Origin of the sequence: Pseudomonas sp. B21_DOA (genome assembly GCA_030544685.1) — a bacterium.
Taxonomy (GTDB): domain Bacteria; phylum Pseudomonadota; class Gammaproteobacteria; order Pseudomonadales; family Pseudomonadaceae; genus Aquipseudomonas; species Aquipseudomonas fluorescens_AO.
Genome location: CP086683.1, coordinates 2,298,584 through 2,315,073, shown reverse-complemented (window position 1 = coordinate 2,315,073; position 16,490 = coordinate 2,298,584). Strand labels below are relative to the sequence as shown.

Genomic DNA, 16,490 nt, shown 5'->3' with positions numbered 1-16,490 from the left:
TTTGATCAGAGGCGCATCTCAAGCGCCCATCCGTCAGCTGCCGCGCGTGGCCAGCGACGTCACAAAACACCGAGGTTAGACATGTCCACCACTCCTGCGCCGGCCAATCCAAAGGTTGGCTTCGTATCTCTGGGTTGCCCGAAAGCACTGGTCGACTCCGAGCGCATCCTGACCCAGCTGCGTATGGAAGGCTATGACGTGGTGTCCACCTATCAGGACGCCGATGTGGTGGTGGTCAACACCTGCGGCTTCATCGATTCGGCCAAGGCTGAGTCGCTGGAAGTGATCGGCGAAGCGATCAAGGAAAACGGCAAGGTCATCGTCACCGGTTGCATGGGCGTGGAAGAAGGCAACATCCGCGACGTACACCCAAGCGTGCTCGCCGTGACCGGCCCGCAGCAGTACGAGCAAGTGGTCAACGCCGTGCACGAAGTGGTGCCGCCGCGTCAGGATCACAACCCGCTGATCGACCTGGTGCCGCCACAAGGTATCAAGCTGACCCCGCGCCACTACGCGTACCTGAAGATTTCCGAAGGCTGCAACCACAGCTGCTCGTTCTGCATCATCCCGTCGATGCGCGGCAAACTGGTCAGCCGTCCGGTTGGCGATGTGCTCGACGAGGCGCAGCGCCTGGTCAAATCCGGCGTTAAAGAGCTGTTGGTGATTTCGCAAGACACCAGCGCTTACGGCGTTGACGTGAAGTACCGCACCGGTTTCTGGAACGGCGCGCCGGTGAAAACCCGCATGACCGAACTCTGCGAAGCCTTGAGCACTTTGGGCGTCTGGGTCCGCTTGCACTACGTTTATCCATACCCGCATGTCGACGAGCTGATTCCGCTGATGGCCGCGGGCAAAATCCTGCCGTACCTGGATATCCCGTTCCAGCACGCCAGCCCGAAAGTGCTGAAGTCGATGAAACGCCCGGCGTTCGAAGACAAGACCCTGGCGCGGATCAAGAACTGGCGCGAAATCTGCCCGGACCTGATCATCCGTTCGACCTTCATCGTCGGCTTCCCGGGCGAAACCGAAGAAGACTTCCAGTACCTGCTCAACTGGCTGACCGAAGCCCAGCTCGACCGCGTCGGCTGCTTCCAGTACTCGCCGGTTGACGGCGCGCCAGCGAATGATCTGGATCTGGAAGTGGTGCCGGACGACGTCAAGCAGGATCGCTGGGAGCGCTTCATGGCGCACCAGCAGGCGATCAGCTCGGCACGTCTGCAAATGCGCATCGGTCGTGAGATTGAAGTGCTGGTGGACGAGGTTGATGAACAAGGCGCGGTGGGCCGTTGCTTCTTCGACGCGCCTGAGATCGATGGCAACGTGTTTATCGATAACGGCAGCAACCTGAAGCCGGGTGACAAGGTCTGGTGCAAGGTGACTGACGCCGACGAATACGACCTGTGGGCCGAGCAGATCTAAGCACCGCAAAATACCTGTGGGAGCGAGCCTGCTCGCGAATGCGCTGGGTCAGTCGCTGTAAATATTGCCTGACACAATGCCTTCGCGAGCAGGCTCGCTCCCACAAGGGGCAGTGCACAAATCAAAAAGCCTCGCTCGATGCGGGGCTTTTTTGCGGCTATCGTTTAGCGGGGGACGGACTCCCTTGAACCGCACAAGAGGCACACGCACATGCGTCAGCATTCGGTCATTCACACACCGATAATCAGCGATTACGAAGAACTGACCCGGGTCTGGGAGGCCTCGGTCCGTGCGACTCATCAATTCCTGCCGGACAGCTACATAGAGCTGCTGCGCAATCTGGTGCTCAACCGCTATCTCGATGCGGTGATGCTGATCTGCACCAAAGACGTCCACCAGCGCATCACCGGGTTTGCCGGGGTGGCGGCGGGCAAGATTGAAATGCTGTTCATCGATCCTGACCATCGTGGCCAGGGACTGGGCAAGCAGTTGCTCCGCTATGCGATCGAACGACTGAACGCCGACGAACTCGACGTCAACGAACAAAATCCGCAAGCCTTGGGTTTTTACGAGAAGCAGGGCTTCGAGGTGATCGGCCGCTCGGAAGTCGATGGCATGGGCCAGCCGTATCCGCTGCTGCATATGCGCTTGCGGCAAAACCAGCAGCGCGCGAACCATGCCTGACACCACATAGAACCCTGTGGGAGCTGGCTTGCCAGCGATGCAGACGCCGCGGTGACCGACAAATGCCAAGGCGATGCCATCGCTGGCAAGCCAGCTCCCACAGGCAAAGCGACCATCCAGCAAATGGAACCGGGCTTAACCGCTTCCACACAGGTACAATGCCCACCCCTTTTTGTTACGGCCCTGTCATGACTGACCCGATTCGCCTGTCCAAACGCCTCATCGAACTGGTCGGTTGCTCCCGCCGGGAGGCCGAGCTGTTCATCGAGGGCGGCTGGGTCACCGTGGACGGCGAAGTCATCGATGAGCCGCAATTCAAGGTCGGCGAGCAAAAGGTCGAGCTCGACAAGGACGCCAAGGCCACCGCGCCGGAGCCGGTGACCATCCTGCTCAACGCGCCGCCTGGCATGGATGTCGACAGCGCCATGCAATCGCTCAGCGCCGAAACCCTCAGCGAAGAGCATCGCTATGGCAAGCGTCCGTTGCGCGGGCATTTCCTGCGCCTGACCGCCAGCGCCGACCTGCAGCCCAAGGCCAGCGGCCTGCTGGTGTTCACCCAGGACTGGAAAATCCTGCGCAAGCTCACCGCCGACGCTGCGAAGATCGAGCAGGAGTACATCGTCGAAGTCGAAGGTGAGATGGCTGCCCACGGCCTCAACCGTTTGCAGCATGGCCTGACCCACAAGGGCAAGGAGCTGCCGCCGGTCAAGGCCAGTTGGCAGAACGAAAACCGACTGCGCTTCGCCATGAAAAACCCGCAGCCGGGAATTATTGCGCAGTTCTGCGAAGCGGTTGGCCTGAAGGTCATCGGCATCCGCCGCATCCGCATCGGCGGCGTCTCGATCGGCAAGGTCCCGCTCGGCCAATGGCGCTACCTGTCCGGCAAAGAGAAGTTCTAAGACTTCCCCTGCCGCCCCACATTCCGGCAGCGCCCGCGAGCGCTGCCCACACGTATCAGGAATACCGACATGGTTCATAACGACGTACTGCGCAGCGTGCGCTACATGCTCGACATCAGCGACAAGAAAGTTGTCGAGATCATCAAACTGGGCGGCATGGACGTCACGCTCGCCGATGTCATCACCTGGCTCGACAAGAAAGAAGAAGACGAAGAAGGCTTCGTACGCTGCCCGGACGAAGTCATCGCGCACTTCCTCGACGGGCTGGTGATCTTCAAGCGTGGCAAGGACGAAAGCCGTCCGCCACAGCCGATCGAAGTGCCGGTGACCAACAACATTATCCTGAAAAAACTGCGCGTGGCCTTCGAACTGAAAGAAGACGACATGCACGCGATCCTCAAGGCCGCCGAGTTTCCGGTATCCAAGCCTGAGCTGAGCGCACTGTTCCGCAAGGTCGGCCACACCAACTATCGCCCGTGCGGCGACCAGTTGCTGCGTAATTTCCTCAAAGGGCTCACGCTGCGCGTGAGAGCCTGAAAACAGCTGCAAGCTGCAAGCTGCAAGGCCGGGCACGGTGTTTGACTTGCCGCTTGTAGCTTGCAGCTCGAAGCTGGCCGCATGGCCCCTCATTCCCTCCGAAAATAGTGGCTCCGCTTTTCGCGGCTGACGACTAGGGTGTACTGATCCCTAATCTTCAGGATTCGCCATGCATCCCTACTTTTCCCTGCAAGGCCGCACCGCTCTGGTGACTGGCGGTACTCGTGGTATCGGCAAGATGATCGCCAAGGCATTCGTCGAGGCCGGCGCCCATGTCTACGTGTGCTCGCGCGACGTCGAAGCCTGCCATCAAACCGCCGAAGAACTTGGCGCCATGGGCACTTGCCACGGCGTGGCGGCAAATCTGGCGACCGAAGAAGGCGTGCGGGAATTGGCCGCGCGTCTGGGCGAGCAGATCATTCATCTGGACATTCTGGTGAACAATGCGGGCACCACGTGGGGCGCGCCGCTGGAGAGTTATCCGGTCAAGGGCTGGGAGAAGGTCATGCAGCTCAACGTGACCTCGGTGTTCAGTTGCATCCAGCAGTTTCTGCCGTTGCTGCGCAAGGCTGGCTCGGCGGCGAATCCGGCTCGGATCATCAATATCGGTTCGGTGGCGGGGATTTCTTCGTTTGGCGAGCAGGCGTATGCCTATGGGCCGAGCAAGGCCGCCCTGCATCAGTTGTCGCGAATTCTGGCGCGGGAACTGGTGAGCCAGCACATCAACGTCAACGTGATTGCGCCGGGACGGTTCCCGAGCAAGATGACCCAGCATATTGGTAATGATGAACAGGCGTTGGCTGAGGATACTGCGCTGATTCCGATGAAGCGCTGGGGGCGCGAGGAAGAGATGGCGGCGCTGGCGATCAGCCTGGCGAGTACGGCGGGGGCTTATATGACCGGGAATATCATTCCTCTGGATGGTGGGTTCAGCCTCTGACATCGGCGGTGTGACTATCGCTGGCAAGCCAGCTCCCACAGGGTTCTTTGGTGTTTGAACAATCCAGGTTCACTCAAAAACCTGTGGGAGCTGGCTTGCCAGCGATGGCGTCCGCCCTGTCACCACCAGACTTGAAGCGAGCCGGGTTATCATGCCCGCCCTACCCGCTTCGATCCTAGACCATGACTTACAGCGTCTCCCCCATCGGCTTCGTGCGCTCCTGCTTCAAGGAGAAGTTCGCCATCCCCCGCCAGCCGCAACTGGCACCGGCCGCCCGTGGCGTGCTGGAACTGGTCGCGCCGTTCGACCAGGGTGACGCCGTGCAGGGGCTGGAGCAGGTCAGTCATGTTTGGCTGTTGTTTCTGTTCCATCAGGCCCTCGAAGACAAGCCACGCCTGAAGGTGCGCCCGCCTCGCCTGGGTGGTAACAAGTCGATGGGCGTATTCGCCACCCGCGCCACGCACCGGCCAAACGGCATCGGCCAATCGGTGGTGAAGCTGGACAAAATCGAAGGCAATCGCCTGTTTATTTCCGGCATCGATCTGCTCGACGGCACGCCAGTGCTGGATATCAAACCCTATGTGCCGTATGCCGACATCATCCCTGGGGCGATCAATGACATCGCCAGCGCCGCGCCGCAGCTGATCGACGTGCAGTGGGCGGATTCGGCTTTGAAACAGGCGCACGCCCACGCTCAGCGGCTCGATGAGCCGTTGGTTGAGCTGATCGAGCAGTGCCTGGCGCAGGATCCGCGCCCGGCGTATCAGACGCCGGCGCCGGAACGTGAATATGGTGCGCAGTTCTGGGATCTGGACGTGCGCTGGCATTACCCGACGCCCGAACAGATCCGCGTGCTGGAAGTCATCCCGGCCGAGGCATAAAACCCGCAAACGAAAAAGCCCGCGCTGCCTTCTCAGGCAACGCGGGCTTTTACTGTCACACCGAAAAACCACTGTTGGAGCGAGCCTGCTCGCGAAGGCATCGTGTCATGCAACATCAACGTTGATGACAGACCGCATTCGCGAGCAGGCTCGCTCCACAGTTATCGCAGGTTATTTTTCGACGAACGCACGCTCGATCAGGTAATCACCCGGCTCGCGCATCCGCGCCGAGATCTTCAGGCCGAAGCTGTCGAGCACTTCGCTGGTCTCGTCGAGCATGCTTGGGCTGCCGCAGATCATCGCACGGTCGTCCTGCGGGTTGATCGGTGGCAGACCGATGTCGCTGAACAGCTTGCCGCTGCGCATCAGGTCGGTGAGACGGCCCTGATTTTCGAACGGCTCGCGGGTCACGGTCGGGTAGTAGATCAGCTTGTCACGCAGCGCTTCGCCGAAGAACTCGTTCTGCGGCAGGTGCTCGGTGATGAATTCGCGGTAGGCGACTTCGTTGACGTAACGCACACCGTGGACCAGGATCACTTTTTCAAAGCGCTCGTAGGTTTCCGGGTCCTGAATGACGCTCATGAACGGCGCCAGACCGGTGCCGGTGCTCAGCAGGTACAGGTGCTTGCCCGGGTTCAGGTCATCGAGAACCAGCGTACCGGTAGGCTTTTTCGAGATGATGATCTCGTCGCCTTCCTTCAAATGCTGCAGCTGGGAGGTCAGCGGACCGTCCTGAACCTTGATGCTGAAGAATTCGAGATGCTCTTCCCAGTTCGGGCTGGCGATCGAGTAAGCGCGCATAAGCGGGCGGCCGTTGGGCTGTTGCAGGCCGATCATCACGAACTGACCGTTCTCGAAGCGCAGGCCCGGATCGCGGGTGCACTTGAAGCTGAACAGAGTGTCGTTCCAGTGATGAACACTGAGGACACGCTCGTGGTTCATGTTGCTCATGTACGTTTGACTCCTGGAGATTGGTCTGCGCGGCTCAATGAGGCTTAACGTGCGCAATTGCATCGCATTCTAATAGCGACGACAATATCTGTTAACTGGATTATTAAGATAAGGGTTATCGGTTATATCGATATGCGATTTACTCTCCGTCAACTGCAAGTCTTCGTCGCCGTCGCCCAGCAGGAAAGCGTATCCCGTGCTGCGGGTCTGCTCAACCTCTCGCAATCGGCGGCCAGCACTTCGATCACCGAGCTCGAGCGCCAGTCCAGCTGCCAGCTGTTCGACCGCGCCGGCAAACGCCTGAGCCTCAACGCCCTCGGCAAACAACTGTTGCCGCAAGCGGTGGCCCTGCTCGACCAGGCCAAGGAAATCGAAGACCTGCTCAATGGCAAATCCGGTTTCGGCTCTTTATCAGTGGGGGCGACGCTGACCATTGGCAACTATCTGGCCACCCTGCTGATCGGCAGCTTCATGCAGCGGCACCCGGAAAGTCAGGTCAAGCTGCACGTGCAGAACACTGCCAATATCGTGCAGCAAGTCGCGCATTACGAAATTGATCTGGGTCTGATTGAAGGCGATTGCAGCCACCCCGACATCGAAGTGCAGAGCTGGGTCGAGGATGAGCTGGTGGTGTTCTGTGCGCCGCAACATCCGCTGGCCAAACGCGGCAGCGCGACGATGGAAGAACTGACCCACGAGGCGTGGATCCTGCGTGAACAGGGTTCCGGCACGCGGCTGACCTTCGACCAGGCCATGCGTCACCATCGCAGCGCGCTGAACATCCGTCTTGAGCTGGAACACACCGAAGCGATCAAACGCGCAGTGGAATCAGGGCTGGGAATTGGCTGCATTTCGCGGCTGGCGCTGCGCGATGCCTTCCGGCGCGGCAGTCTGGTGCCGGTGGAGACGCCGGACCTGGATCTGGCCCGGCAGTTCTATTTCATCTGGCACAAACAGAAATACCAGACCTCGGCCATGCGCGAGTTTCTCGAGCTGTGCCGCGCCTTCACCGCCGGAGTGCAGCGCAGCGACGAGATCGTCTTGCCGACCATTGCTTAAAGCAGAATCACCGCCCACACCAGGCCAATCATGCTCAACGCCACGAACTGCGCAGCGCTGCCCATGTCCTTGGCGTTCTTCGACAGCGGGTGCAGTTCCAGCGAGATGCGGTCGATGGCCGCTTCCACCGCTGAATTGAGCAGCTCGACAATCAGAGCGAGCAAGCAAACAGCAATCAACACCGCCTGCTCGACACGGCTGACATTGAGGAAGAATGTCAGCGGAATCAGCACCACGTTGAGCAGCACCAATTGACGGAACGCCGCTTCGCCGGTGAAGGCGGCGCGCAGGCCGTCGAGCGAATAGCCGGAAGCGTTGAGAATGCGTTTCAGGCCGGTCTGGCCCTTGAAAGGAGACATAAGAAAGAAACCAGCCAAAAAGGAGTGGGGAAGCTAGATCAACGAAAGTCAAAAAAGCGTGAAACCGCCAGCCATCACTGGCTCGGAATTGACTCAAGTTGTTGCAGCAGTAAAGCCGCTTGTGTGCGAGTGCGCACATTCAATTTGCGAAAGATCGCCGTGACGTGGGCCTTGATGGTCGCTTCCGACACGCTCAGCTCATAAGCGATCTGTTTGTTCAGCAGACCTTCGCAGACCATGGTCAGCACGCGGAACTGTTGCGGCGTCAGGCTGGCGAGGCCATCACTGGCGGCTTTCGCCTCATCGGACACGCTCACCGCTTCGAAGGCTTGCGGCGGCCAGAACACATCGCCATCGAGCACTTTGCGCACGGCTTCCTGAATCACGCTCAGATCGCTGGATTTTGGAATGAAGCCACTGGCGCCGAACTCGCGGGATTTGACCATCACCGAGGCTTCTTCCTGGGCCGAGACCATTACCACCGGAATCTGCGGGTACTGCCCGCGCAGCAGCACCAAGCCGGAAAAACCGTAGGCGCCGGGCATGTTCAGGTCCAGCAGGACCAGATCCCAGTCAGCCTTTTCGGCCAGGCGCGCTTCCAGTTCGGCAATGCTCGCCACCTCCACCAACCGCACGTCCGAGCCAAGGCCCAGCGTCACTGCCTGGTGCAGGGCGCTGCGAAACAGGGGTGATCATCGGCAATCAGGATGTCGTATGTGGCCATTTTTCAAATGATCCTGTTTTTGATGGCCCGCCAGTGCATTCCGGTCAGACCAAAGCAACTCAAGATGCCACATTCCGGCGACATCCACAGGGGCACGTTCAACGCCAATCAGCAACAAACACGGCGTTTCAAACCTTGGCCGCACCCTAATCGGCGCCAAGCATGCCCAGCGCAGCCGGGGTGGTCAAGCAACATGGCCAGCGCTAGCGACAGTATGGGCCACTATCGGGCCAACTCCGGCTGCGGCTTTCGTATATAAGGCAACAGCTCCGCGTGAGCGGGGTCGATTCGTTCAGGTCCAGTTGCTGCTTGGCACCGAGGTAATGCTGGCTGAACACATCGAAATAAGCGTCCAGCGCCGAAGCAGCATCGCTGTCACCGGCCAGTTCCAGGCACAACGCTGCGACTTCGGCGGTGCACAGGTGCTCGCTGCGGGTCGAACGACGCAGGCGATAACGCGAGAGTTTGTCCGGCAGCAGGCTGAGGATCGGTAAGCGGTCGAAATACGGACTCTTGCGGAAAATCTTCCGCGCTTCAGTCCAGGTCGCATCGAGCAGAATGAACAGCGGGCGCTTGCTGCTATCGACACTCACCGTGTTGGTTACCCGCGACGGCTCGACATATTCACCCGGAAACACCAGATATGGCTGCCATTGCGGATCGTTGAGCAGTGCTAGCATTTGCGGGTCGGGCTCGGTGCGTGACCAGATGAACGCATGGTTGTCGCGCACCACGTCGGCAATCAGCCAACCGGTATTGCTTGGCTTGAAGACTTCCTTGCCGGTCATGATCAGGCACACGCCAGAACGGGTGTCGACGCTTGGTCGCCACGCGCACAGGCAATGACTGATGATGACCCGGCAATCGCGGCAACGCTCGGAGCGAAAGCCACGCGCCTGAATCGGCTTGATGCCTTCGTCCTCGCGCTGATCGCGCAGGCGGGCCACGGCGTTGGGGGCATGGTTCATCACGGGCAACACCGGCAGACTGGGAAACTCGACACGAACGACACTCGGCAGGGCAATAAAGGCCGGCAGTTTACCAGAGCGACGGCCACAAGCCTGTACCGTCCAGACCGGCTCCCCTATAATTCGCCGCCACTGAACGCACCGCCCCGTGACGGGTCGAACCACCAGTCACCGAATCAGGAGAGTTTCATGCTGCGCCTTATCGTTCCCACCGCTGCCATTCTGCTGGCGTCGTCCTTTACCGCTCAGGCTGCGTCCCTGAGTGAGCAGAATCTGAACCGAGAGCTGCGCAACGTCGCCGCCCAAAGCAGCGTCGGCACGCCACGGGCGATCAATGAAGACATTCTTGATCAAGGCTACACCGTCGAAGGCACGCAACTGATCAACCATCTGAGCGTGCAAAAGAGCCACGCCGACAAGATGCGCGCCGATCCCAAGGCTGTGTATTTCCAATTGGGCGCGTCGGTCTGCAACAACCCGTCGTACCGCAAGCTGATGGCCAAGGGCGCGATCATGCGTTACGACTTCACCGAAGTGAAAACCAACAAAGCCATCGGTTCGGCCAGCTATCAGGAATCCGATTGCCCGAAAGCCGCGCCAGCGAAGAAGAAGTAATCAGCGCGAAGCCTTGGCGCGCCGCTGTTCATCCTCGGCGCGCAGTTCCGCCACCAGCGCCTGCAAATAGCGCGAGCGGCGTTCGCCGCCGGCCAATCGTCGGCAGCACTCCTCCTCGAGACTCAATTGATGCGTCTCGGCCGACTCCTGCAACATTCGATACAGCTGAGTATCGATTTCCAAAACCACTCTGACCATGCATCCCGCCTCCTTGCCACCACGAATCCTTGAATTGCCTGCCTTGCGCTAACGCAAGGTTGTCTTGCGACATCTGTAGTTGAGTAAATCAGAGTGATGGCCCTTTGCGACACGTTCAGACGAGCGGCGAGGCTTTGGCGCGAATCAGTAAGCGGTTGCCAGGCGAAACGTTACAGCGCACTGTTCAAGTCAGCGCGAATGCGTGCGAGGGTCTAGATTGAGAGTATTCCCGATCATTCGTTAACGGCAGAAATGGAACTGCCGGCCCTGTGTGTTTTTGCAGTGCGGCCCGGACGCTGGTTGTCAGGGCTAGCCGCCCTGTACAGAAGGAGACGTTGAATGCCTTATCAACCGAATGACCTCTTGAGCCGTCATTTTGAGGAAAGCGGCGACCTCATCCGCGAGGTCGAAGCACAACTCAACCATGTTTCCCCAACAGCCCGAACATCCCTATCTACCGCGACATGATCCTCACCGTGCTGCGCATGGCTCAGGAAGACCATAACCGCTGGAACGCCAAGATCACTCTGCAAGCCCTGCGTGAACTGGAGCAGGCGTTCCGTGTGCTCGAACAATTCAAGGGCCGGCGCAAGGTCACCGTGTTCGGCTCGGCACGTACGCCAGTGGAACATCCTCTGTATGCAATGGCCCGCGAACTCGGCGCAGCGCTGACGCAGGCAGACATGATGGTCATCACTGGCGCTGGCGGCGGCATCATGGCCGCCGCCCACGAAGGGGCCGGACGTGACCACAGCCTGGGCTTCAATATCACCCTGCCCTTCGAACAGCACGCCAACCCGACCGTGGATGGCACTGACAAGCTGTTGCCGTTCCACTTTTTCTTCACCCGCAAACTGTTCTTCGTCAAAGAGGCTGATGCGCTGGTGCTGTGCCCGGGCGGTTTTGGCACCCTTGATGAAGCGCTGGAAGTGCTGACGCTGATTCAGACTGGCAAAAGCCCGTTGGTGCCGGTGGTGTTGCTGGATGTTCCGGGCGGCACCTTCTGGCAAGGTGCGCTGGACTTCATCCGCGATCAGCTGGAAGAAAATCGCTATATCCTGCCGACCGATATGAAGCTGATGCGACTGGTTTACAGCGTTGAAGAAGCGGTGGACGAGATCAATCAGTTCTATAGCAACTTCCACTCCAGTCGCTGGCTCAAGCGGCAGTTTGTGATTCGCATGAACCACAAGCTCAACGACCAGGCACTGGCGCAGATGCAGGAGGAATTTGCTGATCTGTGCCTGAGCGACGGGTTTCATCAACACGCCTACAGCGGTGAAGAACACGACGATGCGCAGTTCAGCCACTTGGCGCGATTGGCGTTTGCCTTCAATGGCCGCACTCATGGTCGGCTGAGGGAATTGGTGGACTTCATCAACCTGGCGGAAAACTGGGCCGACTCAAAACCGCCCGCTGCACAACGCTCACGCGAGCCTTTCAACGTAATTTGAAGGCAAAAAAAGGCCCGCTATTTTCTAAAAATAGCGGGCCTTTTTTGTTGAATCGGTCTAATCGTCCATCCCTCGACCGCTGAACAAGCGGTTGATCATCTCCATCGAAAACCCCCGATACGCCAGAAACCGGCCTTGCCTGGCCCGTTCTTTCGCATCAATCGGTAAATGCCCGGAGAACTTGCGTTGCCACGTATCCTGAAGCTGCGCCTGCCAGTTGATACCGCTTTCGCGCAGGGCAATTTCAATATCGATGCGTTGCAAACCCCGCTGGCTGAGCTCCTCACGAATTCGCAATGGGCCATAGCCGGAACGGGCGCGGTAGGAGACAAAACTTTCAAGGTAACGGGCTTCGGAAAGCAGACCCTCTTCCGTCAAACGGTCGAGGGCTGTTTCGATCAGCTCCGCCTCGGCGCCGCGCTGACGCAGCTTACGCGTCAACTCGACTCGACCATGCTCGCGACGTGCGAGCAGGTCCATGGCGGTTCGCCGCACCGCGACGAGAGTATCGAGTACAAGTGTCATTCAACGACTCAAACGTCGACATCGGCCTCGGCCATGTTATCGAGCTTGTCCCGGGAGGCCAAAGCCTTGACGTCTGCCACTGGGGCCAGCAGCTTGTCACGCAGTTGCTTCTCGAGCTTCGCGGCGATTTCCGGGTTGTCTGCCAGGAACTTGGCCGAGTTGGCCTTGCCCTGACCGATCTTGGTGCCTTCGTAGGCATACCATGCGCCGGACTTCTCGACGAAACCGTGCAACACACCCAGGTCGATCATCTCGCCGTTGAGGTAGATGCCTTTGCCGTAAAGAATCTGGAACTCGGCCTGACGGAACGGCGAAGCCACCTTGTTCTTCACAACCTTGACGCGGGTTTCGCTGCCGACCACTTCGTCGCCTTCCTTCACCGCGCCAGTACGGCGGATGTCGAGACGAACCGAGGCGTAGAACTTCAGCGCGTTACCACCGGTGGTGGTTTCCGGGCTGCCGAACATCACGCCGATTTTCATTCGGATCTGGTTGATGAAGATGACCAGGCAGTTGGCGTTCTTGATGTTACCGGTAATTTTACGCAGCGCCTGAGACATCAGACGTGCTTGCAGGCCGACGTGCATGTCGCCCATTTCACCTTCGATTTCAGCCTTCGGTACCAATGCGGCCACGGAGTCGACGATGATCACGTCAACAGCGTTGGAGCGCACCAGCATGTCGGTGATTTCCAGGGCCTGTTCGCCGGTGTCCGGCTGGGAAACCAGCAGGTCATCAACGTTGACGCCCAGCTTGCCGGCGTACTCTGGATCGAGAGCGTGTTCGGCGTCGACGAATGCGCAGGTCGCGCCAGCTTTCTGCGCCTGGGCGATGACCGACAGTGTCAGTGTGGTTTTACCGGAGGATTCAGGACCGTAGATTTCAACGATACGACCTTTTGGCAGGCCGCCGATGCCGAGTGCAATGTCCAGACCCAGAGAGCCAGTAGAGATGGATGGGATCGCCTGACGGTCTTGATCGCCCATACGCATTACGGCACCCTTGCCGAATTGACGTTCGATCTGACCCAGGGCCGCAGCCAAGGCTTTCTTCTTGTTGTCGTCCATTAAAGTCCTCACGTAATCAATAAGGCCTGACGGCCAACACCTGTATAAGTAGCCAGTATTATTCCACAGCGTTCGAAGATCGCCTACCCCTGATTTTCGATTTCTCGTGCCGCTAGTCGCACAAGCCCCTCCAGCGCGGCCTTCACCGTTTGTCGGCGGACTTCGTCGCGGTTGCCAGGGAAGTGTTGAACCTCGCTGTAAATCGCATCGCCCACGCCCCAGGCCAGCCACACCGTACCCACCGGCTTGTTCGGCGTGCCGCCGTCGGGACCGGCAACACCGCTGACCGCCACGGCAAAATGCGCCAGGCTGTGCTGCTGCGCACCGCGCACCATCGCCTCGACCACTTCACGACTGACCGCGCCCACCGTCTCGAACAAATCGCCCGGCACAGTCAACTGCCGGGTTTTCTGTCGATTGGAATATGTCACGTAACCCGCTTCAAACCAGGCCGAACTGCCGGGAATCCGCGTGATCGCTTCGGCAATCCCGCCGCCTGTGCAGGACTCGGCGGTAGTAACGTGGGCATTGAGCATTTGCAGACGTCGGCCCAGTTCTGCGGCCAGTTGGGTGGTCTCTTTCACGGCGAGCTCCGGATCGTGTGGAATGCCTTCACCGTACACGAGCCGGACGCGCTTTCAATACACAGAATCATTCAAAATGTTCGGGCGCCAACGCTCTGACGTAGGCCTGACAAGCCTGCAAAGCGATCAATCCACGGTCCCCGGTGTCGGTGATGGCGATAATTCGTTGAGCATGCGCCGGGTCAAGTCGGGCGCGTACGGTTGCAGAATCCACGCCGCCGGTGCCGGCGGTGGCTGGCACCGCGCAGCCGTGGGCAACGTCGCCGGCGTCGAGAAGGACTGACAGCCGCACATCGGCAGTAGCAAGGCGATCGCGCAGGCGATCCTGATCACGTTGGGCATCGCTCAGCGCTCGATAATGGGTTTGTTCACTCGCCGCGAGCCGTTGCTCCAGGGCCAGGCGTTTATCCTGCTCGGCCTGCTGCGCGCTCAAGGCGGTCTGGGTGAGTTGATTCTGCGTCTCGGCGTTTAACCGCGCCTGTTCGGCCAATTGCCGCCCGTAGCGCCAGTCCTGAAACTGCCACGCCGCGACGAAAGCTCCGGCCACCAGCAACAACAGACCAATCACCCGCCAGGAGCCGGACATAGTACCGCCCTCGCCCGCCCCCAGATTTCCAGACGATCCTGCAAACCGTTCAACCCACCGTTGATACGCCGGGTGATGGTGTTGAACTGGTCCGCGTCGGCCAGCTCGTTCAGGCCCTTCTGCGCCCAGAACCATGCCGCCGATTCGGCCGCCCACTGCGGTTGTTCGAGCAACTCGGGCAATGCCAACAGACGCTCATCGCCAAACAAGCCGAGGCTACACTGGCGATAGTTGGCGCGACCGGTGATTTGAATGAGTCCACGCCCTCGGTACTTTTGCCCGTCGCCATCCGCCTCGGGCGTATTGCCCAGACGCAGCGCCAGCGTGCCGGTGTCGTATTTGCTCAGGTATTGGTTGTTGCCCAGTTCGCGCACGTAACGCAATTGGCCCGACTCGTGGCCGACCTGTGCCAGAAACGCGGCGATGCGCTTGGGCGTATCGATGCGATGCCTGGCCATGGCGGCGTTGAGTGCCGAAACAAAAACGCCCGCTTGGGAGCGGGCGTTGGGCATGATGTCGATAAGGTGTTTTTCAGTTAATTGCATGATGCTTGATCCTCCCTGGATGTTGCCCCGATTGAATCACGGTTGACGGCTGATGCTTGCCAGCCATTTCTTTCTGAAGTTTTCAGGCAATAGAGCCTTGATCAAGCTGCTTCAGATTGCAGCAGCCAACCACCCCGGAGCCAACGGCCGATACTCGCTGAACGGAAAAAATGATCCCTGCGGCCAGTCACGCAACTCACGACGATAGACTTGCAATTGTGTGTATTGCTCGGTAGTCAGCGTGGTACCGCCGCCGTCCTCAAGTTCGTCCCGGTCACGCGCCACCAAACCGTCAGTGGCGGCCAGCTGGGCCGTGCGCCAGGCGCGCTCGGCGTCAGCGGCTGCATCCGGCGAGGGTGGCGGTGGATCGACCAGAATCGGGTAGCCGTTAGCCTCGCTCACGCCAATCATTTTTGGCGTAACCGCCAACTGTTGCAGTAATGAGATCCAGTAGCCCTGAGGAATCTCGATTACGTCATCGGGAATATCCGTCGAATTGATACCCGGCACATACGCGCCCTTGGTGCTGGCGCTGAATAAAACGGTGAAGGGGTTCATTCAGTAGCCCTTTGCAAAATAATTCACCGACCAACCGGCGCTGACTTGACCAGCAGCATTGCGAATTCTCAGTGTGCAGCCCTTTGCGCTGTACGCCGTTACCGCAACCATCGCCGCATCGCCCCCGTATGTGTCGCCACCAGCGAGAAATATGCCTTGGGAAACGTCATCGGAAATGTCACGTAGACATCCCCCTCGGCGTTCGATATCCCCGTGCCCCACTGATCGATGTTGCCACTGGCGTGTTTTTGATACCCGGGATTGCTGACCATTCCGGAAAACAGCGCGGCATATTTCAAACTGGCGGTACCGTAAACAGTCCAGATGCCGCTCTCTTTGACAAAGTTGGCGCTCTCCCCGCTGTTCATCACAATCGAGGTCAGATAGGCGCCTTGGGGGCTGATCTGTGCACCGGACTTACTCGCAACCGTGACCGGTGCGCTGTTGCGGCAGTGCAGGCCAATACTCGCACCATCAGGTACCGAGGCGACGTCAGGCAGGGTAACGGTATAGGTAACGGTCCCGCCCATTCCGATCGAGCAGCCGATATCAGCGATCGATAGTTGCGTTGCGGCGGATATTCCCCGTGCACTTGCGTAATTGCCCAACGCACGCTGAACAAACTCCGCAGTGGCCACTGACCGACCTTTATCAAACTGGGCAGCAGTCAAAAACAGCGCCGGACTGCGAAGTGCGCCCAGCAATTGATCATTGGTCGTCTCGTCCGGCGTTAGACCTGCCGCCTGCACAACACTCAGAATTTCCTGCGTTACGCCATTACCCCACACAGCAGGAATCAGCGAGCCCGGCGCTCCGCTTGCAAGGTTTTCATCCACGAACCTGCCATTGACCAGTCCGATATTGGGCACACTCTTTGGATAATCCATTTTTAGTCTCCGGCTGTTATTCATTCGACGCCGAGAGTGCACGCAGCCGG

General features: G+C 59.2%; 18 protein-coding genes and 3 pseudogenes. 9 read left to right on the top strand and 12 right to left on the bottom strand.

Annotation, left to right across the window (positions count from 1 at the left end; genetic code table 11):
- Nucleotides 1–81: 81 nt before the first annotated feature.
- The 6 genes from rimO to tsaA all read left to right on the top strand — a co-directional run bounded on the left by rimO (nt 82) and on the right by tsaA (nt 5,360).
- Nucleotides 82–1,419 (top strand): 30S ribosomal protein S12 methylthiotransferase RimO, encoded by a 1,338-nt coding sequence (rimO, locus tag LJU32_10555; protein WKV90544.1) that lies wholly within the window; start codon nt 82–84, stop codon nt 1,417–1,419.
- A 210-nt stretch (nt 1,420–1,629) separates the two neighbouring features.
- Nucleotides 1,630–2,103: a GNAT family N-acetyltransferase gene (locus LJU32_10550; GenBank protein ID WKV90543.1), complete on the top strand. Its 474-nt coding sequence runs from the start codon at nt 1,630–1,632 to the stop codon at nt 2,101–2,103.
- A gap of 188 nt (nt 2,104–2,291) precedes the next feature.
- Nucleotides 2,292–3,002, top strand: a complete 711-nt coding sequence (locus LJU32_10545; protein ID WKV90542.1) for an rRNA pseudouridine synthase — start codon at nt 2,292–2,294, stop codon at nt 3,000–3,002.
- A 69-nt stretch (nt 3,003–3,071) separates the two neighbouring features.
- Nucleotides 3,072–3,539 (top strand): DUF1456 family protein, encoded by a 468-nt coding sequence (locus LJU32_10540; GenBank protein ID WKV90541.1) that lies wholly within the window; start codon nt 3,072–3,074, stop codon nt 3,537–3,539.
- 169 nt (nt 3,540–3,708) lie between these two features.
- Nucleotides 3,709–4,479: an SDR family oxidoreductase gene (locus LJU32_10535; protein ID WKV90540.1), complete on the top strand. Its 771-nt coding sequence runs from the start codon at nt 3,709–3,711 to the stop codon at nt 4,477–4,479.
- A 182-nt stretch (nt 4,480–4,661) separates the two neighbouring features.
- Nucleotides 4,662–5,360: a tRNA (N6-threonylcarbamoyladenosine(37)-N6)-methyltransferase TrmO gene (gene tsaA, locus LJU32_10530; GenBank protein ID WKV90539.1), complete on the top strand. Its 699-nt coding sequence runs from the start codon at nt 4,662–4,664 to the stop codon at nt 5,358–5,360.
- A gap of 171 nt (nt 5,361–5,531) precedes the next feature.
- Here tsaA and fpr read toward each other — a convergent pair whose 3' ends face one another.
- Complete coding sequence (gene fpr / locus LJU32_10525) at nt 5,532–6,311, bottom strand: ferredoxin-NADP reductase (protein ID WKV90538.1); 780 nt, start codon at nt 6,309–6,311, stop codon at nt 5,532–5,534.
- Between the two features lie 132 nt (nt 6,312–6,443).
- Here fpr and LJU32_10520 point away from each other — a divergent pair, with 132 nt between their 5' ends.
- A complete protein-coding gene (locus tag LJU32_10520) occupies nt 6,444–7,370 on the top strand; it encodes a LysR family transcriptional regulator (GenBank protein ID WKV90537.1) in 927 nt (308 codons plus the stop codon).
- Here the strand turns inward: LJU32_10520 and LJU32_10515 are convergent.
- From LJU32_10515 to LJU32_10505, 3 genes and pseudogenes are all read right to left on the bottom strand, one after another.
- On the bottom strand, nt 7,367–7,729 hold the full coding sequence (locus tag LJU32_10515; protein ID WKV90536.1) for a diacylglycerol kinase: 363 nt from the start codon (nt 7,727–7,729) through the stop codon (nt 7,367–7,369). The genes LJU32_10520 and LJU32_10515 overlap by 4 nt on opposite strands.
- A 74-nt stretch (nt 7,730–7,803) precedes the next feature.
- Nucleotides 7,804–8,453 (bottom strand): annotated as a pseudogene (locus LJU32_10510) (response regulator transcription factor).
- 222 nt (nt 8,454–8,675) lie between these two features.
- Nucleotides 8,676–9,421: pseudogene (locus tag LJU32_10505) on the bottom strand (DTW domain-containing protein).
- 189 nt (nt 9,422–9,610) lie between these two features.
- On the opposite strand from LJU32_10505, the gene LJU32_10500 reads away from it, so the two are divergent.
- On the top strand, nt 9,611–10,036 hold the full coding sequence (locus tag LJU32_10500) for a quorum-sensing-regulated virulence factor family protein (protein ID WKV90535.1): 426 nt from the start codon (nt 9,611–9,613) through the stop codon (nt 10,034–10,036).
- On the opposite strand, the gene LJU32_10495 is transcribed toward LJU32_10500, so the two are convergent.
- Nucleotides 10,037–10,234 (bottom strand): hypothetical protein, encoded by a 198-nt coding sequence (locus tag LJU32_10495; protein ID WKV90534.1) that lies wholly within the window; start codon nt 10,232–10,234, stop codon nt 10,037–10,039. It abuts the gene before it with no gap.
- A gap of 339 nt (nt 10,235–10,573) precedes the next feature.
- Here LJU32_10495 and LJU32_10490 point away from each other — a divergent pair.
- Nucleotides 10,574–11,688: pseudogene (locus LJU32_10490) on the top strand (TIGR00730 family Rossman fold protein).
- A gap of 57 nt (nt 11,689–11,745) precedes the next feature.
- Here LJU32_10490 and recX read toward each other — a convergent pair.
- The 7 genes from recX to LJU32_10455 form a co-directional block, all read right to left on the bottom strand.
- Nucleotides 11,746–12,213, bottom strand: a complete 468-nt coding sequence (recX, locus tag LJU32_10485) for a recombination regulator RecX (protein ID WKV90533.1) — start codon at nt 12,211–12,213, stop codon at nt 11,746–11,748.
- Between the two features lie 8 nt (nt 12,214–12,221).
- Nucleotides 12,222–13,280 (bottom strand): recombinase RecA, encoded by a 1,059-nt coding sequence (recA, locus tag LJU32_10480; GenBank protein ID WKV90532.1) that lies wholly within the window; start codon nt 13,278–13,280, stop codon nt 12,222–12,224.
- An 83-nt stretch (nt 13,281–13,363) separates the two neighbouring features.
- Nucleotides 13,364–13,864 carry a CinA family protein gene (locus LJU32_10475; protein ID WKV90531.1) on the bottom strand — a complete coding sequence of 167 codons (501 nt, stop codon included), beginning with the start codon at nt 13,862–13,864 and terminating at the stop codon, nt 13,364–13,366.
- 67 nt (nt 13,865–13,931) lie between these two features.
- Nucleotides 13,932–14,450, bottom strand: coding sequence for a lysis protein (locus LJU32_10470; GenBank protein ID WKV90530.1), 519 nt, complete (start codon nt 14,448–14,450; stop codon nt 13,932–13,934).
- Nucleotides 14,429–14,995 carry a glycoside hydrolase family 19 protein gene (locus tag LJU32_10465; protein WKV90529.1) on the bottom strand — a complete coding sequence of 189 codons (567 nt, stop codon included), beginning with the start codon at nt 14,993–14,995 and terminating at the stop codon, nt 14,429–14,431. Before LJU32_10465 ends, LJU32_10470 begins: the two co-directional genes overlap by 22 nt.
- Nucleotides 14,996–15,106: 111 nt before the next feature.
- Entirely contained in the window at nt 15,107–15,553 is a 447-nt protein-coding gene (locus LJU32_10460) for a phage tail assembly chaperone (GenBank protein ID WKV90528.1), read from the bottom strand.
- A gap of 98 nt (nt 15,554–15,651) precedes the next feature.
- Complete coding sequence (locus tag LJU32_10455) at nt 15,652–16,440, bottom strand: phage tail protein (GenBank protein WKV90527.1); 789 nt, start codon at nt 16,438–16,440, stop codon at nt 15,652–15,654.
- Nucleotides 16,441–16,490: the final 50 nt, after the last annotated feature.

What these genes read in the sequence shown, in the direction of transcription:
- LJU32_10545 (WKV90542.1), top strand. Translation starts at nt 2,292, where the DNA reads ATGACTGACCCGATTCGCCTGTCCAAACGCCTCATCGAACTGGTCGGT.
- LJU32_10550 (WKV90543.1), top strand. Translation starts at nt 1,630, where the DNA reads ATGCGTCAGCATTCGGTCATTCACACACCGATAATCAGCGATTACGAA.
- LJU32_10520 (WKV90537.1), top strand. Translation starts at nt 6,444, where the DNA reads ATGCGATTTACTCTCCGTCAACTGCAAGTCTTCGTCGCCGTCGCCCAG.
- LJU32_10540 (WKV90541.1), top strand. Translation starts at nt 3,072, where the DNA reads ATGGTTCATAACGACGTACTGCGCAGCGTGCGCTACATGCTCGACATC.
- LJU32_10515 (WKV90536.1), bottom strand. Translation starts at nt 7,729, where the DNA reads ATGTCTCCTTTCAAGGGCCAGACCGGCCTGAAACGCATTCTCAACGCT.
- LJU32_10465 (WKV90529.1), bottom strand. Translation starts at nt 14,995, where the DNA reads ATGCAATTAACTGAAAAACACCTTATCGACATCATGCCCAACGCCCGC.
- LJU32_10470 (WKV90530.1), bottom strand. Translation starts at nt 14,450, where the DNA reads ATGTCCGGCTCCTGGCGGGTGATTGGTCTGTTGTTGCTGGTGGCCGGA.
- recA (WKV90532.1), bottom strand. Translation starts at nt 13,280, where the DNA reads ATGGACGACAACAAGAAGAAAGCCTTGGCTGCGGCCCTGGGTCAGATC.
- recX (WKV90533.1), bottom strand. Translation starts at nt 12,213, where the DNA reads ATGACACTTGTACTCGATACTCTCGTCGCGGTGCGGCGAACCGCCATG.
- LJU32_10500 (WKV90535.1), top strand. Translation starts at nt 9,611, where the DNA reads ATGCTGCGCCTTATCGTTCCCACCGCTGCCATTCTGCTGGCGTCGTCC.
- LJU32_10535 (WKV90540.1), top strand. Translation starts at nt 3,709, where the DNA reads ATGCATCCCTACTTTTCCCTGCAAGGCCGCACCGCTCTGGTGACTGGC.
- LJU32_10495 (WKV90534.1), bottom strand. Translation starts at nt 10,234, where the DNA reads ATGGTCAGAGTGGTTTTGGAAATCGATACTCAGCTGTATCGAATGTTG.
- LJU32_10460 (WKV90528.1), bottom strand. Translation starts at nt 15,553, where the DNA reads ATGAACCCCTTCACCGTTTTATTCAGCGCCAGCACCAAGGGCGCGTAT.
- fpr (WKV90538.1), bottom strand. Translation starts at nt 6,311, where the DNA reads ATGAGCAACATGAACCACGAGCGTGTCCTCAGTGTTCATCACTGGAAC.
- rimO (WKV90544.1), top strand. Translation starts at nt 82, where the DNA reads ATGTCCACCACTCCTGCGCCGGCCAATCCAAAGGTTGGCTTCGTATCT.
- tsaA (WKV90539.1), top strand. Translation starts at nt 4,662, where the DNA reads ATGACTTACAGCGTCTCCCCCATCGGCTTCGTGCGCTCCTGCTTCAAG.
- LJU32_10455 (WKV90527.1), bottom strand. Translation starts at nt 16,440, where the DNA reads ATGGATTATCCAAAGAGTGTGCCCAATATCGGACTGGTCAATGGCAGG.